A 19,288-nucleotide genomic window follows, 5' to 3' on the forward strand; every position below is an offset into this window, starting at 1 on the left:
GACCAGTCTGACTTGTCCGACAAGTCCGACCCGTCAGACAGGCAGCGTTCTCTTGCACTCCGGATACCCCGAGCACCCCCAGAAGTCCTTCCCCGCCTGCGCACCCTGCTTGGCCGTGCGCCTATGCATGGGCTTTCCACACTCTGGGCACTCGGGCGCGTCTGCTTTCGCAGCCCGCGCCTTCACACGCGTCGCATGCAGGCGCTCGGTGAAGCCGCCATTCTCAGCGAAGTCACGTCCCTGACTTTGGATCTGGCGTTTCAGCAGATAAGCCGCCTGATTCACCGCGCAGAGCATGGCGTTCGCTGCCAGTTCGGGACTCGCCTTCTTCACAAAGTCCGCCAATCCCGCCAAACCGGTGAGCTGAATTTTGTCCTTTGCAGGAGAAAGACCGGGAGCCACGTCATGCTTCAAGCGCTCACGCATCGCCCGGCATTCGCGGGACTCTTTGGGCCACACGCGCAGCCCGTTTTGCACGAGGTAGCTCTTGTAGTCCTTCAGCAGTTCATCGTTGAGGCTCGCACGGGCCACGTTCGTCAGTTTCATCTCCGACTTGCGGGACGTGGCCGCCGCGCCGCTGCCCTCGCTGATGTTCCGCACACCGCTCCGCGCCGCCTGCACCATCTGGTCATGTGTCCGCGAGCGCTTGTCGATGAACCGGTCACAAAACACCACCGTGGCATCATAGACAGCTTCCGCGACCTTGTAGCTCCGCAGGTTCTCATAACCCCCGTGCGGCAGCAGCGGGCTGGAGTCATCAGGAATCATGCGTCCACGAAACCCCCATCCAATCGTCTGACAAGTCCGACTTGTCAGACCCGTCCGACCTGCACCGCAAAAACCACATGACCAACCGCACGCCCCATGGAACCCATGCCTCATGAAAGCCGTCCTTTCACTCCTCCTCTCCGCCGCCTCTCTCCTGGCCTCAGACGACGCCCCGCTCATCACTCGCATCCTCAAAGCGGCGGACAAGGACTACGACGGCAAGCTCACGCTCGCCGAATACCTGCCGCTCGATGTGCAGGCGAAGCATCATGGCGACGAGCACTTCAAATCCGGCGATGCGAATGCCGACGGATTCATCGACGCCTCCGAACTCGCCACGACGCTGCACAAGCAGACCTGGTTCGCCATCCTCTCCGAAGGCATCGAACCCTGCTTCGCCCGCCTCGACGCCAACCAGGACGGCAAACTCGACGCCGCCGAGTATCGCAAGATCTCCCGCATGGGCGCCCACGCCGAACAGCACTTCAAAGGCGCCGACACCGACAAGGATGGCTTTCTCAGCAAAGCGGAGTTCGCCGCTCATGCAGGGGCCAGGCTCAAGACGGTGGAGGCGGCGACTCCAAAGAGGAAAAACATCAAGGATTGAGGAATTCAGCCGAGCGCAACTGTCGCTGGCGATAGATGGAGGTCTTTCACACAATTCATTGGGCAAAAAGAGTGGACGAATTGAGTTCTGCCACAATCAAATGTCTTTAAGCAACACTCGACAAAAAATCATGCCGCTAGACAAGCTCCCCAACAAAACATACCCAGCACTCGGCCTTTCGTTAATTGACCGTGCTTTTAAGGAGGCACACGCGGAAAGATGCTGTCCCAACGATTTGGCTAAACTCAGAGAATACTTTGGCAATCACAATGATGTGAAGTGCATCTATTGCGCGGAGAAGACGGCCAAAAGATGGGACCATCTTTATCCCGTTTCAAAAGGCGGTGACACATCCCTCGGAAATCTAGTTCCTGCGTGTGACAGTTGCGACGATTCCAAGCAGGACAAAACGCTAGACGAGTGGTCGCAGAGCAATGCCAAATACCGGCCTTCGGCAACGCGACTTGTGGCGATCAAGGAATCGATTCGACAATACCGAATTAAGTTCCCATACGACGAACAAGATTTTCAGAGCAAAATGAATGACGACACCTCGAAGAAGTACAAGCGCCTCAGAGATGCTCTTGATATCGTCCGAAAAGTTTTAATTGAAGACGACATCATATCAAAATAGCTAGACGTCCGACATGGTGCTTAGCCCTTCTAGCATTGCCATTTTCAACCGATCATGCCTAGTTGTTGCATGATCTCGCGACGATTCTTTTTTCCGGCCATCCATCACGCACTAAGAATCAGCGAGACGTTCGCCCTGATTCTGGCCCTAGCCGTCGCCGCCATCACTGAAACGACAGCTGCATCTGCCACGCCTCCCAACATCATCATGCTGCTCGTGGATGACATGGGCTATGCGGATGTGGGTTGCATGGGCGCGAAGGACATCAAGACGCCGAACATCGACCGCATCGCGGCGGAGGGCGTGCGGATGACGGACTTCTACGCGAACGCGCCGGTGTGCTCGCCCACGCGCGCGGCCTTCATCACGGGACGCTGGCAGCAGCGCTGCGGGATCGAGTGGGCGATCGGCCTGACGTCGGAGGAGGAGAAGCGCGTGAACGGCGAGCTGGTGCCGGTGGCGGAACGGTTCACGATGGGCCTGATGCCGGAGGACACCTTCCTCGTGCCGCTTTTGAAGAAGCATGGCTACGGCACGGCCTGCTACGGCAAGTGGCATCTCGGATTCAAGCCGGAGCACAATCCCGTGAAGCACGGCTTCGACGAGTACTGGGGCATCATCGGCGGCCAGTGCGACTACTACCGCTACCACTACATCGACGGCATGAAGCAGCTCTATGAGAAGATGGAGATGACGACGGCGGAGGGTTACATCACCGACCTGATCAACCAGCGCACCGTCCGCTACATCCGCGAGGAGTCCACGCAGCCCTTCTTCATCTACGTGCCCTACAACGCGGTGCATCATCCCTACCAGGTGCCGGACGATCCGACGCAGTTCTACACGGCCGAGAACAAGAACGACGGCACGCGCGCCGGTTACGCGAAGATGCTGGAAAGCATCGACAAGGGCGTGGGCGACATCTTTGCCGCGCTGGAGGAGAAGGGCATTCTCGACAACACGCTGATCATCTTCACCAACGACAACGGCGGCGAGCGTTTCTCCGACAACCGGCCGCTCTTCAATCACAAGACGACGCTGTGGGAGGGCGGCATCCGCGTGCCCTGCCTGCTGCGCTGGCCGGACGGCGGACTGCCGAAAGGCGCGGTCTCGGCGCAGCCTGCGATCACGATGGATCTCGCGGCCACCATTCTCGCCGCCGCCGGCGTGCCGGTTCCGAAGACGATGGACGGCATCGACCTGCTTCCCTTGCTCCGCGGCAAGCAGCCGCCCGTCGAGCGCACGCTTTGCTGGCGCGTGGACCGCACACGCCGCAAGATGAAGGCCGTCCGCCACGGCGACTGGAAGTATGTGCAGGACGACATGGTCGAAATGCTCTTCAACCTCCGCGACGACATCGGCGAGCACCACGACCTCTACTACGAGCGCCTCGACAAGGTGAAGGAGCTCAAGGCGAAACTCGCCGAGTGGGAAGCCGACGTGGACAAGGTCCCGCCGCCGATCCGGATTCATTAGAGCGCGGACACTCCTGTCCGCCTCTTAATGACAGCAGGCAGAGCGATGAAATGGCGCCTGTGCGCGGTTCGTTCACACGCGCATGCTGCGAACGAAGTTGTGCTCAAGTTTCCGAATGTTGTCTCTGCTGCTGTTCGCGGGTGCGGTGCAGCTCGCTGCGGCGGACCGGCCCAACGTCCTGCTCATTCTCTCGGACGATCACAGCGTGCCGCATGCGGGCTGCTATGGCGATGCGAACTGCCGCCGCTTCAACATCACGCCGCATCTCGATGCGTTTGCGGCGGAGGGCCTGCGGTTCAATCGCGCCTACACCGCCGCGCCGCAGTGCGCGCCGTCGCGCATCTCGATCTTCACCGGTCGCACGCCGGTTTCGCTCGGGGTGACGCGTTTTGCGCAGCCGGCGAAACCGGACGTGCCATTCTTCACCGACGTGCTGCGCAGCAACGGCTACTGGGCGGGCATCGACGGCAGGCATCAGCATCTCGACGGCCGCGTCAACGACGCGCCGCACATCATGGAGACGCTGAAGGAGCTCGGCATGCGCAGCCTCGACACGCGCTTCGACCACTTCGTGCGTTCTGCGAGCACGAAGGGCGCGAACCTCGCGAAGGTGGGCGAGAAGGTGGCCGCGATTCTCGACGAGGTGCCTGCGGGCAAGCCGTTTTTCCTCTACTTCGGCTTCAACCAGCCGCATCGCAGCTGGGGCGAGGACCACGACGGCATCGACCCCGCACAACTCGTGCTGCCGCCCGACTGGCCGGATCTTCCCGAGGTGCGGCTCGATTACGCACGCTACCTCGCCGAAGTGCGTGATCTCGACAACGGCTTCGGATTGATCGACGCGATGCTGGAGAAACGCGGCATCAAGGACAACACGCTCGTCATTTTCATGGGCGACAACGGCGAGGCGCTGTTGCGCGGCAAAGGCACCGTCTTTGATCGAGGCACGCACGTCCCGCTGCTGATCCGCTGGCCCGCGAAGATCAAGCCGGGCACGACCTGCGACGCGCTGATCAGCGGCATCGATCTCGCGCCGACGATCTTGGAGGCCGCTGGCCTCCACCCGGCCGAAGGCATGAGCGGCGTGAGCTTTCTGCCCGCACTGCTCGGCCAACCCTTTCGGGGACGCGCGCACGTCATGGCCGAGCGCGGCTGGCACTTCGGCCCCATCACGCGCACCGACGGCTTCGATCTCTCGCGCAGCATCATGACGAAGCGCTACCACTACATCTACAATGCGATCCCCGACCGAAGCTACACGCCCGTGGACATGCCCGGCGGCGAGGCGTGGACGGCGGTGCAGACCGCGCATGAAGCCGGCAAGCTCTCCAAACTGCACGACCGCCTCTACTTCCAGAACCCTCGCCCGATCGTCGAACTCTACGACCTCGAAAACGATCCCTTCGAGCTCCACAACCTCGCCGGCGAATCGCCGCTGCGCGAAACCGAGGACCAGCTCCGCATCGAGATGGAAAAATGGATGATTCGCGACGGCGACTTCGTTCCCCTGCCCTCGCACGTCCTCCAAAAGCACCGATGATCCGCCCTGCCCTCCTTCTTTCGCTCACTCTTCTCTCCTTGGCCCGAGGAGCGGACTGGCCCATCACAACAGACGCCGCGCCGCCGAAGTGGAGCGTGGCCTTGGATCAAAACATCGCGTGGAAGATCACGCTGCCCGAGACCGGGCAAAACACGCCGCTCGTGCATGGCGGCAAAGTGTTCTTCTCGACGATGAAGGAGGTCGATGCGGACGCGACGCTCGGCAGCGACATCGTCGCGTGGTGCTGCGATGCGGCGAATGGCAAGGTGCTGTGGCAGCGCGAGATCGCAGGCCAGTATCCACAGCGTTTGTCCGGCTGCTTCAGCGACAGCACCTCGCCACCGGCGGTGTGCGACGGCGAGCGAGTCGTGTTCATCAACGCATCCGGAACGATCGCATGCTTCGATCTCAACGGCGTACCGCTGTGGTCGAAAAAGATCCTGAGCGTGGGCCGCACGCTGCCGCTTGTGCATGACGGCAAATTTGTCTTCACGCGTCAGATTTATCCGCCGGAGCCGGATGGCAACTTTGGGCATCAGTATGCAAATTCGCCCGTGGAGATGTGGACACAGCTTCAGGCGCTCGACCTCAAAACCGGCGAAGTCGCGTGGACGACGAAATGCGGCATCAACATGGGCTGTGCGGTGCTGCCGCAGAAACTCAAGGATGGTCGCGATGTGGCCGTGTTCGGACGCGGCGGCGGCCACGGACCACCAGAGAAGCCGGACGGCGTCTCGATGGTCGATCTGCGTGACGGCAGCACGCTGTGGTCGCTCGAGCTGAAGGACTTCATGGCGACGATGAGTTTCAGCGTGCGCCATGATGAGGTGCACATCTTCCACAAAGGCGAGCATCTATCGATCGATGCCCTGAGCGGCCAGATTGTGCGACGCTGCTCCATCTTGAAGGATGTGCCGGTGCGGAAATGGAACGACGGCCATCGCATCACGACAACCGAGACGATTCCCGAAACCTCGACGCGCATGATCACGCAGACTTCGAATCTGCTCGTCGGTCCGTATCACTACTTCCGCAGCTACACGCGCCCCTATCTCGGTCGTGTGCAGGTCGAAACCGGTGCCGTCGAGTATCTGGAGCTACCGCTGCAACTGTCGCGAGTCGAAGGCAAGGCAGATGAGTTGCGCTGGTTCGTGGAGCCGAAAGGAAAGAAGGAACCGCAGCTCAAGGATCAGGCCATCGCCAAGAATGAGGTGAAGAACTCGCGCGGATTCGTGGTGATGGGCGACAAACGCTCCGTCGGCAACGGCTGGGGCCACATCGCCGCGCCCACGCCCTCGGTCGCCGGACCGAACCTGTATGTGCCCGTGATGAACGGCACCGTTTACGTCATCGACTGGAACGCCCCGAAGCTCGACGAGTCCGCCGTCGTCGCCATCAACGACCTCGGCCCCGCCGGCAAGTCCTACACGCGCGCGAGCCTCTTCTCCGACGGCGGTCGCATCTTCGCGCACACGATTCGCGAGCTGATTTGCATCGGGAAGTAAGGGACCTCTCAGCCATACGAATTGACGGAACGACGAAACACCGGACGGCGGTGCTTCGTTGCCAGCGCCACCATGAAGCCTTCTGCCGTTCTGCTGCTCGTTCTCCTGTCAGTCACCGTTCCTGCGCACGCCGCGCCACCGAACATCGTGCTCATCTTTGCCGATGACCTCGGCTGGAAGGACGTGGGCTATCAGGGCAGCGACTTCATGGAAACGCCGAACCTCGATCGCTTCGCGAAGGAGGGCATGGTCTTCACCAACGGCTACGCCGCCGCAGGCAACTGCGCTCCAAGCCGCGCCTGCCTGCTCTCCGGCACCTACACGCCACGTCATCACGTGTATGCTGTCGGCAGCACGGACCGTGGTGCCAAAAAATCCCAGCGCCTCGTCCCGATCCCGAACAAGAGCGGTCTTGCGGTCGATAACATCACCTTTGCCGATGCGCTGAAGGCGGCCGGCTACACCACCGGCATTTTTGGCAAATGGCACCTCGATGGCAGGGACGGCGCGGAGCCTGGAGAACAGGGCTTCGATGTCGTGAGTGAATCCTACCATGGCTGGAAGGGCGACGGCGCCGGGAAGACCAACGTAAATCCGAAGGGCATCTACTCGCTCACGCAGGCCGCGGGCGAGTTCATGGAAAAGAACAAGGACAAGCCCTTCCTCGTTTACCTGCCACACTACGCCATCCACACCGGACTGCAGGCACGCGAGGAAACGCTGGCGCGTTTCAAAGCCAAGGCGCCCGGCAAACAGCACAGCGATGCGCTTTACGCCGCCTGCACTTACGATCTCGACGACGGCGTGGGACGGTTGCTCGCGAAGATCAAGGAACTCGGCCTCGAGGAGAACACGCTTGTCGTGTTCACCAGCGACAACGGCGGCACGCAGCAGTCGTCACAGGAACCACTGCGCGGCAACAAGGGCAGCTACTTCGAAGGCGGCGTGCGCGAGCCTTTCATCGTTCGCTGGCCCGGCGTGGTAAAGCCCGGCAGCAAGTGCGACGTGCCGGTGATCAATGTGGATCTCTTCCCCACCTTCCTCGCTGCCGCCGGCGCCACGGTGGACAAGCAGCTCGACGGTGAAAGCCTCATTCCTCTGCTCAAACAGGAAGGACCGCTCAAGCGCGAGGCAATCTTCTGGCATTTCCCCGGCTACCTCGACAATCCGGTCATTCGTGGCCGCGAACTCGACGTGCGCACCGGTTTCCGCACCCGTCCCGTCAGCGTCATCCGCAAAGGCGACTGGAAGCTGCATCTCTACCTCGAAGAATGGCAGCTCGACGGCGGTCGCGACAAGCTGGCCACCAACAACGCCGCCGAACTCTACCACATGAGCGAGGACATCGGCGAGCGCACCAACCTCGCGACGACGAATCCCGAAAAACGCGATGAACTTCTCAACGACCTCCTGGCCTGGCACAAGTCCGTGGGCGCTCTGCTCCCGACGAAACCGAATCCCAGCTACGATCCCGCTGCCAAAGCCGGCAAAGGAAAAGGCAAGGGGAAGAAAAAGGCGGAGTGATGCTCAACCACGCCATGAAGACACGCTTCATTCTCGTCTCGTCATTTCTCATTTCAGCTTTGTCATTCGCTGCGGAGCAGCGCCCGAACGTCCTCTTGATCATGGCTGACGACCTCCGCGACTTTGGCGGAGCATTCACCCGGCAAGTCGTCAAGACGCCCAACCTCGACCGGCTCCGCGCGCGCGGCACGACCTTTGAGCGTGCCTACGTGCAGTATCCGGTGTGCAATCCAAGCCGCAGCTCCATGATGACCGGCCTGCGGGCCGAGCAGACCGGCGTCGTCGGAAACGATACTCGTTTGCGTGAGCGCATGCCCGACGTGGTCACGATGCCACAGCTTTGCAAAGAAGGCGGCTGGCAGTCGCATGCGTTTGGGAAGCTCTTCCATCTGGGTGGAGGACGGAATACGCAGCTTCGCGAGCGATGGATGGACGCCGGACGTTCCTGGCACACAGCGCAGGCTTATGAAGCCACGGAAACCGGCCGGAAAATGATCACAGGTCGCAACGTGACCGGAGGCGCTCTGAAGTGGTGCTCCTGGGGCGCGGCGGATGGTAATGATGAAGATCAGCCTGATGGCCAGATCGCCGCCGCCACGGTGGCGATGATCGAAAAGCTCGGCTCAACGCCTTGGTTCATCGGCTGCGGATTCATGAAGCCGCACGATCCCTTCATCGCACCCAAGAAGTATTTCGATCTCTACCCGTCTGCATCCTTGAAGCCCTGGCACGATCCCGCCGGAATGGATGCCGTGCGCCCGGAATCCGTGGGCTTTGGCGAATACGGCAGGGCCTTCGGCAAGTTCACCGATCAGGAATGGCTCGAGCTTTTCCGCGCCTACTGCGCCTGCACGACGTTCATGGACGCGCAGCTCGGACGCGTGCTCGACGTTCTTGATCAAAACAATCTCTGGGACAAGACGCTCGTCATCTTCGTCGGTGATCACGGCTACCACACCGGCGAGCGCCAGTGGTGGAACAAGAACACGCTCTTTGAGCGCTCCTGCCACGCGCCGTTCATCATCGCCGCGCCCGGCATGAAAGGCGGACAGACCAGCCGGTCGCTGGTCGAGTTCGTCGATCTCTATCCCACCGTGGCCGACTTCTGCGGCCTGAAAATGCCGCACGCGCCCGCCGGCGTGAGTCTGCGACCTGTTCTGCAAGACCACGCCGCGAGTGTGAAGGACGCCGCCTTCACGCTCGTCACCCGCATGCCGCCGCTTCACGCGCAAAGCGTGCGCACCGACCGCTGGCGCCTCACACGCTGGTCGGATGGCGTCACGGAACTCTTCGATCACGATGCCGACCCTGAAGAGCTCCACGAAGTGTCGGCTCAACACACGGATGTGGTGACCCGGCTCTCAGCAAAGCTCGACACCCTTCCTCCCTTCAAACCCTGAAGCGTCTCATCCTTTTCGTTTCGTCATTTGTCATTTAGGCTTCGTCATGTCCGCGTTTTCCGACCCCTTCAAAGAAGCCCGCGCCTCCAGCGGAGTCATGCAGTGCCCGTTTCACGGCGAAAATATCACCATGGTCCTGCGCCATGAGGATGTGCGGAAAGCGGCGAAGGACTGGGAGACCTTCAGTTCGGATGTGCCCTTCCGCGTGCCCATTCCATCGGAGGAAGATGTGCGCAGCATGCGCCAGCTTCCCATCGAGACCAATCCGCCCGAACACACCGACTACCGCGCCATCGCCGAGCCTTTCTTCCAGCGGGCGAAGGATCCGGAGATGATCGCGAAGGTCGAGACGCTGCTCGATGCGATGCTCACCGAGGCCTTGAGCCGTGACAGCATCGAGATCGTGAACGACTTCGCGCTGCCGATCCAATCGCGCGCACTGACCTACCTGCTCAACACGTCCGAATCCGAAGCGGACACCTGGATCGGCTGGGGCATCCACGTTTTCAAAGTCACCGGCGGCGAATTCAAGAAAGGCACCGTGCTGGAGGACTATCTCACGGCGAAGTTCGACGAGGTCGAGGCGAATCCCGGTGACGATTTCTTCAGCGCCTTGGTAAGTGCCGACTATCGCGGACGGAAGCTCTCACGTGAGGAGCGCATGGGCTTTGCCAACCTCGCCTTCGCCGGCGGTCGTGACACGATCATTCACACGATCTCCTGCGCGCTCGGGCATCTCGCCGAACATCCCGAGGCGCTCGAATTCCTCCGTGCCGACCCAAAGCGCATCACGCTTGCCAGCGAGGAGTTTTTCCGCGTCTTCATGCCGCTCACGCACATCGGCCGCGTCTGCCCGCAGGACACAAACGTGAATGGTGTCACGGTGAAATCCGGTGACCGCATCTCGCTGTGCTGGTCGTCGGCCAACTTCGACGAATCCGCCTTTCCCCAGCCCGACGAATTCCGTCTCGACCGCAAACCGAATCCGCACCTGAGCTTCGGCTTCGGCACGCACCTCTGCCTCGGCGCGCCACATGCCCGCCTGATTCTGCGCACGCTGCTGAAGCTCTGCTGCGACCGCGTGAAGCGCATCACCATCGTCAAAGCCGAAGAGCGTGTCGAACATGAGGCGAAGTTTGACCGCACACTCGGTTATGACTCGCTGGTGGTGAAGATCGAGGCGCTCTGACGGCAATCTGTCCACGATCTTATCCCCGGGGCTTCCGTCTCATTTTATCTTTTTCATTTGCATAGTTAACCTTTTGGTTAACTATTTCGCCACGTATGAAACTGCTTACTCTCATCTCCTCGATCGTCGTTCTCTCCAGCCTCACCTCATGCCAGTCCGGCAAGCCCAACCCTTGCGCAGACATGCCGCCCTACAAAGGCTCGGCGGCCTTTGAACAAATGAAATCGCTTGTCGGCAAATGGTCGGCCAACTCGCCGATGATGGGCAAGGTAAACACCGAGTTTCGCGTCATCGCGGGCGGCTCGGTGGTCGAGGAGACATTCGAAAGAGGCACTCCGATGGAGATGCTCAGCGTCTACCACGATGTGAACGGCAGGCTGATGATGACCCACTACTGCATGCTGCGCAATCAGCCGAGGATGCAGCTGACAAAGAGCACGGCGAACTCGTTGACCTTTGATTTCGTTCCCACGCCCGGGTTGAACGCTGCGAAGGAAATGCACATGCACGGAGCCACCTACACCTTCATCGATGCGAATCACCTTCAGATGGAAGGTGTGTCCTGGAAAGACGGCAAGCCGGCGCCTTGCGGTCCGCCTTTGATCTTCACCCGCAAGTAATCGCCATGCCACGCGCCCCGAAACCCGACCTCAACGATGCCTTCTTCGCGTTGTCCGATCCAACGCGCCGGAGCATCCTGGAGCAGCTCGGTGCGCGCGAGGCGGGTGTGACGGAGATCGCGGAGCCCCACGACATGTCGCTGCCTGCCATCTCAAAGCACCTGCGCGTGCTCGAACAGGCCGGCCTGCTGACGCGGCGCGTCGAAGGCCGTCAGCATTTCCTGCGCGTGAACCCCGATCCTTTGCAGCAGGCGAAGCAGTGGATTGAACGCCAGCGCGTGTTCTGGGAGGGCAGCTTCGACAAGCTTGCCGAGCATCTCGAACGCATGACCGCAGAATCTCCGCCCTCCACCCCCAAATCCTCCAAATCCCGCAAGCCATGAGTTCCAACCCCACCACTGCCGTTCTCGAAATCGTACGCACCTTCAATGCTCCGCGTCAGCTCGTCTTTGATGCGTTCAAAACCTTCGAAGTCATGAAAACCTGGATGGGGCCGGACACCTGCAAGGTCCAGAGCGGCAGCCTCGATTTCAAAGTCGGCGGCGAGTATCGCTTCAACATGCAGACCGAGATGGGAGAGATGAGCGTGAGCGGTCACTATGTCGAAATCACGCCGCCGGAGAAGATTGCCTTCACCTGGCGCTGGCTCGACGACGAAGACTGGGAACCGGTCCAGTCGCTGGTGGTCTTCGAATTCAAAGATCTGGGCGACAAGACCGAGCTTCGCCTGGTGCACACCGGCTTCCCCACTCTCGAGAGCCGCGACAACCACGAACGTGGCTGGAGCGGAAGCCTCGAGAAGTTGTCAGCGCGCTGCTAGCACGACTCCAACTCTGCGACATCCGACACAGGATTTGCTGAGAAGTCCTGAGAGTGCGCTGCGTTTACGCGCACCCAGCATGAGATTCCTCGCCCTCCTTCTCCTCTCATCGTTCCTCTTTCCTGCGTCATCCTTTTCGGCGCAGCCGAACGTCGTCTTCATTCTCGCGGACGACCTCGGCTGGGCGGACACCACGCTCTACGGCCACACGAAGTTCTACAAGACACCGAACGTCGAGCGGTTGGCGAAGCGCGGCATGACATTCATGCGGGCGTATTCGGCCAGCCCGTTGTGCTCACCCACGCGCTCGGCCATTCTCACCGGATTGAGTCCCGCACGAACGGGTATCACCACGCCGAACTGCCACATGCCGCAGGTCATCCTCGAAGCGAAGACAGGAACGAAGGCGCCGCCCGATCAGAAGGCGATCCAGCCCATCCCACCGACGCGGTTGAAACCCGAATACCGCACGCTGGCGGAGACGCTGAAGGATGCGGGCTACGCCACCGGCCACTTCGGCAAATGGCATCTCGGGCCGGAGCCTTATTCGCCATTGCAGCAGGGATTCGATGTCGATGTGCCGCATCATCCAGGCCCCGGACCGGCGGGCAGTTACGTCGCGCCGTGGAAGTTTGCGGACTTTGATCATGATCCGGACATCCCGGACGAACACATCGAGGATCACATGGCGAAGGAGGCCGTCGCCTTCATGGAGAAGCACAAGGACGAACCTTTCTTCCTCAACTACTGGATGTTCAGCGTACATGCGCCCTTTGATGCGAAAAAGGCGCTCATCGAGAAGTATCGCAAAGTCATGGACCCAACGGATCTGCAACGCAGCCCGACCTACGCCTCGATGATTGAGAGCATGGACGACGCCATCGGCACGCTGCTCGACACGCTCGACCGCCTCAAGATCGCCGACAACACGATCATCATCTTCACCTCCGACAACGGCGGCAACATGTACAACGAAGTCGATGGCACCACGCCGACCAGCAACCGGCCTCTGCGCGGCGGCAAGGCCACCATGTTCGAAGGCGGCGTGCGCATGCCCTGCATCGTTGCCTGGCCCGGTATCACCGCCGCCGGAACGCGCAGCGACGCACTGGTGCAGAGCGAGGACTTTTATCCCACACTACTCGAAGCGCTGTCGCTGAAGCCCGCCGAGGGCCAACGCTTTGACGGTAGCAGCATCCTTTCTGCGCTGAAAGGCGACACGCTCGCGGGCAAGGCCATTTTCCAATACTTCCCGCACAATCCCTCCGTGCCCGACTGGCTCCCGCCGGCCGTCTCCGTGCATCGCGACGACTGGAAGCTCATCCGCATCTTCCACGGCGGCGAGAAAGGCGCGCATCGTTACCTGCTCTTCAACCTTCGCGACGACCTCGGTGAGAAAAACAATCTCGCGGAGAAGAAACCCGAACTCGTGGCTGAACTCGACGCGCTGATCGACAAATTCCTCACCGACACCCATGCCGTGGTTCCCGTGTCGAATCCCGCCTTTGATCCAGCCAAGCATCACCCCGAACTCGAAGGCAAGGCGAAGCTCAAAGCGGAAGGAAAGGCCAAAGCGCCCGCGAAAGGTGCAGCAAAGGCCAAGGACGACGGTGATCCCGCGTTGCAAGGCTGGAAAGCACGCGATTGCAAAGCGGTGGTCAAAGATGGCATCGTGACGATCACCAACATCGGCAGCGAATGCTTCCTCGGTTTCTCAGCCGGCAAACACAATGGACCCACGACGGTGAAATTCCGCATCAAGGCCAAGGCTGGCGCCTCGCACTTCGACTGGCTCGCAAACAGCACCGAAGCCCAGACGCGGCGCGTTCCATTCACGCTCAAAGGGGGCGACTGGGAGGAAGTCGCCCTCGAACTTCCCGCCACCGGACCGCTCGGTATCGTGCGCCTTTATCTGCCCATGCAGGAGCAGCCCGTGGAAATCGACTGGATCGAACTTGCTTCAAAAAACGGCGGCAAACCGACGCGAACGGGGTTTTGATGGTGGCACCATGCGCCGCCTGATCATCGCTCCCCTTCTCTGCCTCCTCTCGCAATGCGCTCCCCGGCCGGGCAGCACGCCCGGCAGTCTGCCGCCTCATTCGTGGGGCATGCCGCAGATCATCAACGTCTCCGCCTACGATCCGAAGGAAAAGCAACGAGCCGGCGTCGGCTTCTCGGAGCACAACGTCTCCGCGCTGCGGGCAAATGGAGCCAGCGGGCTCATTGCACGTGCCGGCAAAGGTGGAAACCTGGATGAGAAATGCGCGAGCTTCCTCGCCTCGGCGGATCGTGCTGGAATGCTGCCGGGTGTTTATTATCGCGTGCAAAAGCACGTCGATGCGGTGGCGCAGGCGGACCAGCTCGTGAATCGTGTTCACGCGTTGAAGCGAAGCCGTTCGTGGAATGCGCCGTCATTGCTGATCTGCGGCGACTTCGACGGCAACCTGCCGCCTTCATCGATTCTGCGTTTCATGGATCGTGTCGAATCCCGCACCGGCATCGTGCCTGTCGCGTATCTCGAAAACAGCACGCAGCTCAAGCAGACGCTCAGCGGCGCAGACGCCGCCACCAAAGCGAAGCTTCGCCGCATGCCCTACTGGCTCGCGCTTTATGCCCACGACTGCGGCGCGGGCCCCGTCTATCCCGCGCCGGGCAATCCCCACGGATTGATCCATCAATACCAGGTCTGGTCCGACTGGACGATGTGGCAATACGGCGGCGTCGACTGGCAGCGCGGACGTTCGATGCCGAAGGTCTATCATCACGGCCTGCATCGCTTCCCGCTCTACTTCGGCAATCTCGACCGGCCCACCGAGCGAAATGTCTTCAACGGCTCGCATGCCGAGCTTCAGACTTTTTGGCAACGTCACGGCCTGCCGCTGCGTTAGTGCTCACCGCATCGTTGCGGCCACCTGCTTCAGGGCCTCCACCAATGCTCGCGTGGAGGCTGATACACGACCTTTCTGCCATAGCACGATGAAGTCCCAACGGGCATTTTCATCACTGATCGGGACAAAAGTGACGCCTGGATGCGACGTTTGGGCGAAGTAGCCGGGCAGCAAGGTCACGGCGGACTCGGAGACGACTTGGGACAGCACATTCGTGATGCCATCGACCGTCACGGCGAAGCGCGGTTTAAAGCCCGCTAGTTTGCACAGCGCGATCATCCAGCGATTCCGCCCCGGAACTTGATCCTCATCGACAGCGATGAAGTCGCGGCCCTTCAGATCCTTGAGCGCTAACTTTTTCCGCAAGGCAAATGCGTCTCCATCCGAAACGGCCACGCACACACCAATTGAGCAAAGCTTCGCGCTATGAAATTCACGCGCGGCAACCACGCCCTCCTGGCCGATGAGGGCCACATCGAGCTCACCCGCTCTCAGTCCGCCGATTTGCTCGCGCGGCGACATGTCGTGCAGCTTGAGTTTCAAATCGGGCTGTGACTTCCGCAGGTGAACCAATGCGGGCGTTAGCATCGATTGCGCGGCGGAGATGAGGTAGCCCACCCGCAGCTCGGAGCGCTCGCCCCGTGCCTGGCGGCGCAGGTCGGCGATGGCAGCGTCATAATTTCCAACGAGTGGAAGCATGGTCTTCACCAGCGCATGGCCGAGGCCCGTGGGCTTGACGCCGCTGGTCTCGCGCTCCAGTAGCTTGCCGCCGATCTCGCTTTCGAGCGCCTGCATCTGGCGGCTCAACGCGGGTTGCGTGATGCGCAGCCGCACCGCTGCGCGGTTCACGCTGCCTTCTTCGATCACGGTGAGCAATGCGCGGATGCGGTCGATCATGCGCCGAGGCTATGCGCATCCGGCATATCCGCAACGACGAAGCGGCATTACCCGGCTTCGGTTGCCGGGCAGAAGATGGTTTCGCATGAAAGCACCAAACCTCACCCAGCATCCTCCCCGCAGTCCGCGCGTCCGCCTTGGCGGCTACACCATCCTGCCGCGTCTGCTTGACAAAGCCCGCGCCACGCTCGCCAGCACAAACGGCGAGTACATCTACAACAACCCCAACGACGGTCACTTCTTCCGCTTCACCGGTATCACTCCCGAAGCGCTGCTGGAGCAGGTGAAAACCGGCGCGGGCGACTGGGACCTGCTGCTCTGGGTCAATGAGCACGTACCGCTGAAACGCACCGCGCTGGAGATTCAGCAATGGTCCGGCTGGACGGAAACTGTCGCCTTCAACGATGTCGATATGCGCGAGTGGTTCACCGGGCAGATCAAGCGCCTCAACCCCGCCCGCGAAGATCTGCGCGGCACTTTTGACTACCTCGATCTCGACGACTACGTCAGCTTCGGCGGTGTGGCGTAAACACACTCTTCACTCCAAATCGCCATGGCCGACCGATTCATGCACACCGTCCTCACGCCCGCTGTCCTCGCGGCGGAGCGTCACTACTACGGGCGCTCCTATCCAGCCTTCGATGCCGCACCCGAGCGCGATGTGTTGACCGCTGCTGAGGCGGAGTTCATCGCGCAGCGTGACTCGTTCTACATGGCGACCGTCACGGAAAGCGGCTGGCCCTATCTGCAGCATCGCGGTGGGGCGAAAGGCCTCCTCCGCGTCACGGGGCCCAACGAACTCATGTTCGCCGATCATGTAGGAAATCGTCAGATGATCAGCGTCGGCAGCCTTGCGGCGAATGATCGTGTGAACCTCTTCCTCATGGACTACCCGGCGCGCGAGCGTTTGAAAATCCTGGGCCACGCCAAAGTGCTCGATGCACGCGAGCATCCTGATCTTGTCGGCAAGATCGCCCCGCCCGGCGGTCACGCAGCCAAGGTGGAGCGCATTTTTGTGATCGACGTTTTGTCCTACGACTGGAATTGTCCCAAGTTCATCACACCACGCTTCACCGCCGCCGAAATCGAAACCGCCGCCGCACCTCTCAGAGCACGCATTGCCGAACTTGAAGCCCAACTCAAACTCCAATCATCATGACCCCACGCCCGCCGCTCCCTCCGTTCACCGAAGAAACTGCGAAACAAAAAGTCCAGATGGCCGAGGACGCCTGGAACAGCCGCGATCCTGAGCGCGTCTCGCTCGCCTACACGCCCGACACCGAATGGCGGAATCGCGACGAGTTTCTCAACGGTCGCGAAGAAGTGAAGGCCTTCCTCACCCGCAAATGGGCCAAGGAGACGGACTATCGCCTCAAAAAGACGCTGTGGGCCTTCACCGGCAACCGCATCGCCGTGCGCTTCGAATACGAGTGGCATGATGAGTCAGGCCAGTGGTGGCGCAGTCACGGCAACGAGAACTGGGAGTTCGACGAAAACGGCTATATGGCAAAGCGCTTCGCGAGCATCAACGACCAGCCAATCCGCGAGGAAGATCGCAAGTTCCGCTGGGAACGTCCTGCCTAAATCATTTCAGCAGCGCTCGCTGCGAAGGTGTGAGGAAGCCAAGCGCCATCTCAGGATCGACACGAATCCACGCGTTAACCTTCGTGGCCTGTGCGCCGCTCAGGTGCAGCTTCTCCACAGCCGTGCCGCAGACCTGTTTCTTCTGATCACTGGCTGGAGCTGTTCGATAACCTGAAATCGTGCCGACGTTCAATCGCGAGGCCTTTGCCTGCTCCATGTCAGTCGCAGGCACATGCACCGCGTTCGCACACTCCACCTTTTCTGCGGCGGCAATGAGTTTCGGCAGCGTGATGACATCCGGGTCGTAACGCACCAGCGTCACTTCGCGTCCTTCCATGAATCCAGCTTCGGTCGTGACCACGCCGTCGATCTGCCCGAGCGCCATCTCACCGGTCCAGAAGCAGTACATCGAGAACACGGCCTGCTTGAGCCGATTCGAGTGTTCCGCGGCCAGCAGACTCAAATGCGCGGGCACCGGACGTTTCGCCTTCGTCAGCGTCGTGATCATGCGTTCGGCGATGCCGCCAACGTCCCAAACTTGATCACGTCGCGGGATGATGTCCTTGGCGTTCGCATCGAGAAAGCGGACCACTTGGAAATTCCAGGCCGGTTCGCCGAAACGTTGCAGAACCTCGGCGTCTTTGCCGGGCTTGTTGTTATGGATTAGCAGCGGGGTGAACTCGTTCTCAATCGCCTCGACGATCAACGGATTCGACATCACTTCACGCCCGAACTGCTGGCAGCCGGCACAGCCGGGAATCTCCTGAAACAGCACGAGCAAAGGCTTCCCTGTTTTCGCACTGGAAACCAGCGCTGCATCCAGATCGCGGCTCCAGGCGACTTTCCCCGCCTCCACGGGCGGCGAGGCCGCCTCGGCGTGGCAGGATGCAGGAAGAAGCATGGCGGCAAGAGACAGCAGCAACTGTTTCATGGCTATATGAGAAGAGAGTCACTCGTTTATTCCGGCCATGCGTTTCGCCCTTTCTCTGCTCATCCTTTCGTCCTTTGTCCATGCCGAAACGATCCCGCTCTGGCCGGACAAGCCTCCGCAGTTTCTCGCGAATGCGCCCGCCGAGGTTAAAGAAGAACGCGGCAACATTCGCAATGTCACGGTGCCGTCGATCACGCTGTTTCTACCTCCGGCAGACAAACGCACCGGCATGGCGATCATCGTGTGTGCCGGGGGAGGATACGGGTCACTCGACTGGAAGACGCATGTCAAATACGCCGCGGAAGTCTTCAATGCAAAGGGCGTTGCCATCATTGGATTGAAGTATCGCCTGCGCCCGCCGCACAAGCTCGACAACGCGGGCATCCAGGCGCTCACGTTGTTGGATGCGAAGCGCGCTGTTCGGCTCGTCCGGCATCGCGCGAGCGAATGGGGCATCAAACCGAAGCAGATCGGTATCGCGGGCTATTCTGCGGGCGGCAATCTGGCGATGAACCTTGCGGCCAACTTCGACGCAGGTGATCCGAAGTCCGAGGATCCCATCGAACGCGAGAGCAGCCGACCGGATTTCGCAGTCGGGCTCGCCACGTGGCACTGGCGGCAGAAGGAATCGCCGTTTGTGTTCAAGAAGGACACGCCGCCCGTGTATCTCGTGCACGCTACGAACGACGGCATCAACGGCGGTGCGCCGATTGAGATGCCTAAAGCCATCAAGGCCGACCTCGAAAAGCTCGGCGTGCCCGTGCGCATGGACATTTTCAACGAAGGCTCCCACGGCGTCGGGAATCTCATTCCGCAACGCGTCGCCCACGGGTTCCCGCCCGCGAAGTGGCCGGAACTGCTGCTGGAGTGGCTTCCGGGCGTTCTGCCGAAGCAATGACGTGCAG

The 19,288-nt window shown here is 60.8% G+C and carries 20 protein-coding genes; 17 read left to right on the top strand and 3 right to left on the bottom strand.

The window, feature by feature from the left end; translation table 11 throughout:
* Positions 1-33 precede the first annotated feature (33 nt).
* Positions 34-768, bottom strand: coding sequence for a four helix bundle suffix domain-containing protein (locus tag KDL09_RS17785; RefSeq protein WP_294388125.1), 735 nt, complete (start codon positions 766-768; stop codon positions 34-36).
* 112 nt (positions 769-880) lie between these two features.
* Between KDL09_RS17785 and KDL09_RS17790 the strand changes: the two genes are divergently transcribed.
* From KDL09_RS17790 to KDL09_RS17850, 13 genes are all read left to right on the top strand, one after another.
* Positions 881-1,375, top strand: coding sequence for a hypothetical protein (locus KDL09_RS17790; RefSeq protein WP_294388128.1), 495 nt, complete (start codon positions 881-883; stop codon positions 1,373-1,375).
* Between the two features lie 130 nt (positions 1,376-1,505).
* The gene (locus KDL09_RS17795) at positions 1,506-2,009 is read left to right on the top strand and encodes an HNH endonuclease (RefSeq protein WP_294388129.1); all 504 of its coding nucleotides are present in this window, start codon (positions 1,506-1,508) and stop codon (positions 2,007-2,009) included.
* 69 nt (positions 2,010-2,078) lie between these two features.
* The gene (locus KDL09_RS17800; protein WP_294388133.1) at positions 2,079-3,485 is read left to right on the top strand and encodes a sulfatase-like hydrolase/transferase; all 1,407 of its coding nucleotides are present in this window, start codon (positions 2,079-2,081) and stop codon (positions 3,483-3,485) included.
* A gap of 115 nt (positions 3,486-3,600) precedes the next feature.
* Positions 3,601-5,025, top strand: a complete 1,425-nt coding sequence (locus KDL09_RS17805) for a sulfatase (RefSeq protein WP_294388135.1) — start codon at positions 3,601-3,603, stop codon at positions 5,023-5,025.
* Positions 5,022-6,530: a PQQ-binding-like beta-propeller repeat protein gene (locus tag KDL09_RS17810; RefSeq protein ID WP_294388137.1), complete on the top strand. Its 1,509-nt coding sequence runs from the start codon at positions 5,022-5,024 to the stop codon at positions 6,528-6,530. Before KDL09_RS17805 ends, KDL09_RS17810 begins: the two co-directional genes overlap by 4 nt.
* 72 nt (positions 6,531-6,602) lie before the next feature.
* A complete protein-coding gene (locus KDL09_RS17815) occupies positions 6,603-8,054 on the top strand; it encodes a sulfatase (protein WP_294388140.1) in 1,452 nt (483 codons plus the stop codon).
* A 14-nt stretch (positions 8,055-8,068) separates the two neighbouring features.
* Complete coding sequence (locus KDL09_RS17820) at positions 8,069-9,454, top strand: sulfatase (protein WP_294388142.1); 1,386 nt, start codon at positions 8,069-8,071, stop codon at positions 9,452-9,454.
* Between the two features lie 46 nt (positions 9,455-9,500).
* Positions 9,501-10,643, top strand: coding sequence for a cytochrome P450 (locus tag KDL09_RS17825; protein ID WP_294388144.1), 1,143 nt, complete (start codon positions 9,501-9,503; stop codon positions 10,641-10,643).
* Positions 10,644-10,738: 95 nt separating this feature from the next.
* Positions 10,739-11,263, top strand: a complete 525-nt coding sequence (locus KDL09_RS17830) for a hypothetical protein (RefSeq protein WP_294388146.1) — start codon at positions 10,739-10,741, stop codon at positions 11,261-11,263.
* Between the two features lie 5 nt (positions 11,264-11,268).
* Positions 11,269-11,646: a metalloregulator ArsR/SmtB family transcription factor gene (locus KDL09_RS17835; protein WP_294388149.1), complete on the top strand. Its 378-nt coding sequence runs from the start codon at positions 11,269-11,271 to the stop codon at positions 11,644-11,646.
* Positions 11,643-12,083, top strand: a complete 441-nt coding sequence (locus KDL09_RS17840) for an SRPBCC domain-containing protein (RefSeq protein WP_294388152.1) — start codon at positions 11,643-11,645, stop codon at positions 12,081-12,083. Before KDL09_RS17835 ends, KDL09_RS17840 begins: the two co-directional genes overlap by 4 nt.
* 79 nt (positions 12,084-12,162) lie before the next feature.
* Positions 12,163-14,082, top strand: coding sequence for a sulfatase (locus tag KDL09_RS17845; protein ID WP_294388155.1), 1,920 nt, complete (start codon positions 12,163-12,165; stop codon positions 14,080-14,082).
* Positions 14,083-14,092: 10 nt separating this feature from the next.
* Entirely contained in the window at positions 14,093-14,971 is an 879-nt protein-coding gene (locus KDL09_RS17850) for a GH25 family lysozyme (RefSeq protein ID WP_294388158.1), read from the top strand.
* Between the two features lie 3 nt (positions 14,972-14,974).
* On the opposite strand, the gene KDL09_RS17855 is transcribed toward KDL09_RS17850, so the two are convergent.
* A complete protein-coding gene (locus tag KDL09_RS17855) occupies positions 14,975-15,868 on the bottom strand; it encodes a LysR family transcriptional regulator (RefSeq protein WP_294388162.1) in 894 nt (297 codons plus the stop codon).
* A gap of 85 nt (positions 15,869-15,953) precedes the next feature.
* Between KDL09_RS17855 and KDL09_RS17860 the strand changes: the two genes are divergently transcribed.
* The 3 genes from KDL09_RS17860 to KDL09_RS17870 are packed head-to-tail and all read left to right on the top strand — an operon-like array spanning position 15,954 to position 17,452.
* Positions 15,954-16,397 carry a DUF5069 domain-containing protein gene (locus tag KDL09_RS17860; protein WP_294388166.1) on the top strand — a complete coding sequence of 148 codons (444 nt, stop codon included), beginning with the start codon at positions 15,954-15,956 and terminating at the stop codon, positions 16,395-16,397.
* A 24-nt stretch (positions 16,398-16,421) separates the two neighbouring features.
* Positions 16,422-17,027: a pyridoxamine 5'-phosphate oxidase family protein gene (locus KDL09_RS17865; protein WP_294388168.1), complete on the top strand. Its 606-nt coding sequence runs from the start codon at positions 16,422-16,424 to the stop codon at positions 17,025-17,027.
* Positions 17,024-17,452: a nuclear transport factor 2 family protein gene (locus tag KDL09_RS17870; RefSeq protein WP_294388170.1), complete on the top strand. Its 429-nt coding sequence runs from the start codon at positions 17,024-17,026 to the stop codon at positions 17,450-17,452. The genes KDL09_RS17865 and KDL09_RS17870 overlap by 4 nt, the downstream gene beginning before the upstream one ends.
* Position 17,453: 1 nt before the next feature.
* Here KDL09_RS17870 and KDL09_RS17875 read toward each other — a convergent pair whose 3' ends face one another.
* Positions 17,454-18,383 (bottom strand): VPGUxxT family thioredoxin-like (seleno)protein, type 2, encoded by a 930-nt coding sequence (locus tag KDL09_RS17875; protein ID WP_294388173.1) that lies wholly within the window; start codon positions 18,381-18,383, stop codon positions 17,454-17,456.
* Positions 18,384-18,420: 37 nt separating this feature from the next.
* On the opposite strand from KDL09_RS17875, the gene KDL09_RS17880 reads away from it, so the two are divergent.
* Positions 18,421-19,281 carry an alpha/beta hydrolase gene (locus KDL09_RS17880; RefSeq protein ID WP_294388175.1) on the top strand — a complete coding sequence of 287 codons (861 nt, stop codon included), beginning with the start codon at positions 18,421-18,423 and terminating at the stop codon, positions 19,279-19,281.
* The last annotated feature ends 7 nt before the right edge of the window (positions 19,282-19,288 follow it).

It is taken from the genome of Prosthecobacter sp. (assembly GCF_020439865.1).
Classification (GTDB): Bacteria; Verrucomicrobiota; Verrucomicrobiia; order Verrucomicrobiales; family Verrucomicrobiaceae; genus Prosthecobacter.

Excerpts from the sequence above, each read along its gene's own strand:
- KDL09_RS17785 (WP_294388125.1), bottom strand. The coding sequence starts at position 768 with ATGATTCCTGATGACTCCAGCCCGCTGCTGCCGCACGGGGGTTATGAG.
- KDL09_RS17815 (WP_294388140.1), top strand. The coding sequence starts at position 6,603 with ATGAAGCCTTCTGCCGTTCTGCTGCTCGTTCTCCTGTCAGTCACCGTT.
- KDL09_RS17870 (WP_294388170.1), top strand. The coding sequence starts at position 17,024 with ATGACCCCACGCCCGCCGCTCCCTCCGTTCACCGAAGAAACTGCGAAA.
- KDL09_RS17825 (WP_294388144.1), top strand. The coding sequence starts at position 9,501 with ATGTCCGCGTTTTCCGACCCCTTCAAAGAAGCCCGCGCCTCCAGCGGA.
- KDL09_RS17820 (WP_294388142.1), top strand. The coding sequence starts at position 8,069 with ATGAAGACACGCTTCATTCTCGTCTCGTCATTTCTCATTTCAGCTTTG.
- KDL09_RS17790 (WP_294388128.1), top strand. The coding sequence starts at position 881 with ATGAAAGCCGTCCTTTCACTCCTCCTCTCCGCCGCCTCTCTCCTGGCC.
- KDL09_RS17840 (WP_294388152.1), top strand. The coding sequence starts at position 11,643 with ATGAGTTCCAACCCCACCACTGCCGTTCTCGAAATCGTACGCACCTTC.
- KDL09_RS17850 (WP_294388158.1), top strand. The coding sequence starts at position 14,093 with ATGCGCCGCCTGATCATCGCTCCCCTTCTCTGCCTCCTCTCGCAATGC.
- KDL09_RS17835 (WP_294388149.1), top strand. The coding sequence starts at position 11,269 with ATGCCACGCGCCCCGAAACCCGACCTCAACGATGCCTTCTTCGCGTTG.
- KDL09_RS17830 (WP_294388146.1), top strand. The coding sequence starts at position 10,739 with ATGAAACTGCTTACTCTCATCTCCTCGATCGTCGTTCTCTCCAGCCTC.
- KDL09_RS17865 (WP_294388168.1), top strand. The coding sequence starts at position 16,422 with ATGGCCGACCGATTCATGCACACCGTCCTCACGCCCGCTGTCCTCGCG.
- KDL09_RS17880 (WP_294388175.1), top strand. The coding sequence starts at position 18,421 with ATGCGTTTCGCCCTTTCTCTGCTCATCCTTTCGTCCTTTGTCCATGCC.
- KDL09_RS17800 (WP_294388133.1), top strand. The coding sequence starts at position 2,079 with ATGATCTCGCGACGATTCTTTTTTCCGGCCATCCATCACGCACTAAGA.
- KDL09_RS17855 (WP_294388162.1), bottom strand. The coding sequence starts at position 15,868 with ATGATCGACCGCATCCGCGCATTGCTCACCGTGATCGAAGAAGGCAGC.
- KDL09_RS17860 (WP_294388166.1), top strand. The coding sequence starts at position 15,954 with ATGAAAGCACCAAACCTCACCCAGCATCCTCCCCGCAGTCCGCGCGTC.
- KDL09_RS17845 (WP_294388155.1), top strand. The coding sequence starts at position 12,163 with ATGAGATTCCTCGCCCTCCTTCTCCTCTCATCGTTCCTCTTTCCTGCG.
- KDL09_RS17875 (WP_294388173.1), bottom strand. The coding sequence starts at position 18,383 with ATGAAACAGTTGCTGCTGTCTCTTGCCGCCATGCTTCTTCCTGCATCC.
- KDL09_RS17795 (WP_294388129.1), top strand. The coding sequence starts at position 1,506 with ATGCCGCTAGACAAGCTCCCCAACAAAACATACCCAGCACTCGGCCTT.
- KDL09_RS17810 (WP_294388137.1), top strand. The coding sequence starts at position 5,022 with ATGATCCGCCCTGCCCTCCTTCTTTCGCTCACTCTTCTCTCCTTGGCC.
- KDL09_RS17805 (WP_294388135.1), top strand. The coding sequence starts at position 3,601 with ATGTTGTCTCTGCTGCTGTTCGCGGGTGCGGTGCAGCTCGCTGCGGCG.